This window comes from Actinomadura soli (assembly GCF_005889715.1).
Taxonomy (GTDB): Bacteria; Actinomycetota; Actinomycetes; order Streptosporangiales; family Streptosporangiaceae; genus Spirillospora; species Spirillospora soli.
In genome coordinates this window covers 1-3074 of the sequence record NZ_VCKW01000474.1, presented here as the reverse complement: position 1 = coordinate 3074, position 3074 = coordinate 1, and the positions used below count along the sequence as shown (strand labels likewise).

The following is a 3074-nucleotide window of genomic DNA, read 5'->3' as shown; positions in this document are numbered from 1 at the left end:
CCCGCGGGGCGGCCTCACCCCCGCTCTGATGGAGGCATGCGGCTGTGAAACGCAGAAATCATCTTCTGGTGACCACTGTGGTCACCGCTCTCGTGGTCACGGGCATGGCGGCTCCGGCCATGACGTCCACCGGGAGCAGTCAGGCCCCCGGCGCCGATCCGAAGGCGGCCGCGATGGCGTCGGCGGACCGGCTGATCGCCGGAAACGCCGCCGACCTGTACACCGGCCAGGACGAGAAGTACGTCCGGACCCAGGTGGTCGGCACACCGTGGGACCAGTACTACGTCGCCTACGAGCGCACCTACCGCGGGCTTCCCGTGGTCGGCGGCGACTTCGTGATCGCCACCGACGGGAAGGGCCGCGTCCGCACCCTGTCGGTCGCGCAGAACCAGCAGATCACGGTCGGCACCACCCCGAAGGTCACTGACACCGCCGCCGCCGGACGCTCCCGTACCGCGCTGACCAAGCCGGACAAGGCCGAGCTCAAGCCACGCCTCGTCGTGCACGCGCTGGCCAAGCCCAGGCTGGCGTGGGAGACGGTCGTGTCGGGCCGCGACGGCGAGCAGCCGAGCCGGAAGAAGGTCTACATCGACGCGCTGACCGGCAAGCGGTTCGACGCGCAGGAGACCATCCAGGCGGGCACGGGCACCGGCATCTGGGGCGGCCCGAACCTGACCTTCGGGACGACCCAGTCCGGCGGCACCTACTCGATGCGCGACCCGAACCGGGCCGGCCTGACCTGCGCCGACTTCAGCGGCAACCGGATCTTCACCGGCCCGGACGACGTCTGGGGCACCGCGTCCAAGACCGACAAGGAATCCGGCTGCGTGGACGTCATGTACTCCTCCGCCGGTTTCTGGGACCTGCTGAAGTCCTTCGGCCGCACCGGCCTGCGGAACAACCAGTGGGCCCCGGCGAGGGTCGGCCTCAACGCCGTCAACGCCTACTGGAACGGCACCGACGCCCAGTTCGGCCACAACCAGCGCAACCAGTGGATCACCTCGACCGACGTGGTGGCCCACGAGTTCGGTCACGGGCTCGACAACTTCACTCCGGGCGGCATGTCCGGCGGTGGCACCCAGGAGTTCGTCGGAGACGTGTGGGGCGCGGTCGTCGAGCACGCCCTCAACAACCCGGCCGACACCCCCGACTACACCGTCGGCGAGCTGGTCGACCTGGTCGGGCGGGGCCCGATCCGCAACATGTACAACCCGTCGCAGGTCAACAACGACCCGAACTGCTACTCGGCCTCCGTGCCGCGGATGGAAGTGCACAAGGCGGCCGGGCCGGGCAACCACTGGTTCTACCTGCTCGCCGAGGGCTCCCAGCCCGGTGGCGGCAAGCCGAACAGCCCGGTCTGCCAGGGCGGCCAGCTGACGGGCATCGGCGTCATGAACGCCGCGAAGATCTTCTACAACGCGATGATGCTCAAGACCTCCGGCACCAGCTACGCCCGGTACCGGACGCTGACGCTGACCGCGGCGAAGAACCTCGACGCCACCTGCGAGTCGTTCAACAAGGTCAAGGCCGCCTGGGACGCCGTCCAGCTCGGCGCGCAGTCCGGCGAGCCGACATGCACCCCGGGTGCGAACAACGCCACTGCCTACACGGTGGGAGGTGGCAGCCACCCAAAAGCAGCGGCGGCGCCTGACATCAACGTCGAGAGTGTCAAGGCGCACCTGCAGCAGTTCCAGACCATCGCCAGCAGCAACGGCGGCAGCCGCCGGTCCACGGGCCCCGGCTACACCGCGTCGGTGTCCTACATCGAGCAGAAGCTGAAGGCCGCCGGGTTCACCGTGGCCCGCCAGGCCTGCGCGTCCGGATGCAGCGGTGGAGCCGGGCCCAACCTGGTCGCCGACTGGCCCGGCGGAAACGACAACAACGTCTACATGTTCGGCGCCCACCTCGACAGCGTCGCGGCGGGTCCCGGCATCAACGACAACGGCACCGGGTCCGCGGCCCAGCTGGAGGTCGCGCTCCAACTCGCCCAGTCCAAGCCGACGATGCTCAACCACGTCCGGTTCGCCTGGTGGACCGACGAGGAGCAGGGCCTGCGCGGCTCGAAGTACTACGTGAGCCGCCTGTCGGCCGCCGACCGGTCGAAGATCAAGGGCTACTTCAACTTCGACATGGTCGGCTCGCCGAACCCGGGCTACTTCATCGACGACATCAACTCGCCGCTGGCGAAGAACCTGAAGGAGTACTTCGACTCGATCAACGTGCCGACGGAGGAGGTCGCCGAGTGCTGCAGCGACGACGGGTCGTTCCGCAGCGCCGGGATCGCCACGACGTTCCTGTTCACCGGCGCTCCGGCACGTAAGTCCGCCGCCCAGGCGCAGAAGTGGGGCGGCACCGCGAACCAGGCGTTCGACCGGTGCTACCACCAGGCCTGCGACAGCTACCCCGGCAACATCAACACGACCGCACTCGACCGCTGCTCCGACGCGATCGCCTACGCCCTATGGAAGGTCGCCGTGGGCGCCCAGCGGGCGTCCGGCAACGGCAAGCGATCGTGACCAACCCCGGGACCGGTGACGCCCGGTCCCTCGACGGCTGGAGCATCAGCCGTCGGCACGGCTAGAGCGTGCCCGGTCCGTCCTCTCTCCACAGGGGGTAGGGAGGTTCAGACCGGGCGCGCTCGCGTCAAACCACGAACCGGACGGCCACCGCCAAAGCCCGCCCGGCGCAGATACCCGCCGCACAGCCCGCCGGTCTGGCTCTCGCGGTCCAACTGTCTGACTCTCTGGCAGTCCGCCCTCCGCCGCCCCGGCAAGCGGCTGCCACAGCGCTGCAGGACAGTGAGCTGCTGCCCCCCACTGCGGGCACCGGCGCTGGCGGAAGACGCTGTGACGGTCGGCTCCGCCGAGTTCGCGTTGCACGCACCCGTGTCCTCCAATCGCGGACGAAGGTGCTGCGCGCAGTGGGGTTGGCGGGCAACCGACAGCTGGTCACCAGTTGGATGGCCGGAGCGGTACGCCCTCCCTTGCCGACCGGACGGCGAGGGACACACTGCTGCAGACAAAAGGGCGAAGCGCTGGACGCGTACTGGGCCCTGGGCCGGGTTGGGGGTGGTG

General features: G+C 69.3%; 1 protein-coding gene. It reads left to right on the top strand.

The annotated features are described in order from the left end of the window. Window positions 1-68: 68 nt before the first annotated feature. Window positions 69-2516, top strand: coding sequence for a M28 family peptidase (locus ETD83_RS40790; RefSeq protein ID WP_205718174.1), 2448 nt, complete (start codon window positions 69-71; stop codon window positions 2514-2516). The last annotated feature ends 558 nt before the right edge of the window (window positions 2517-3074 follow it).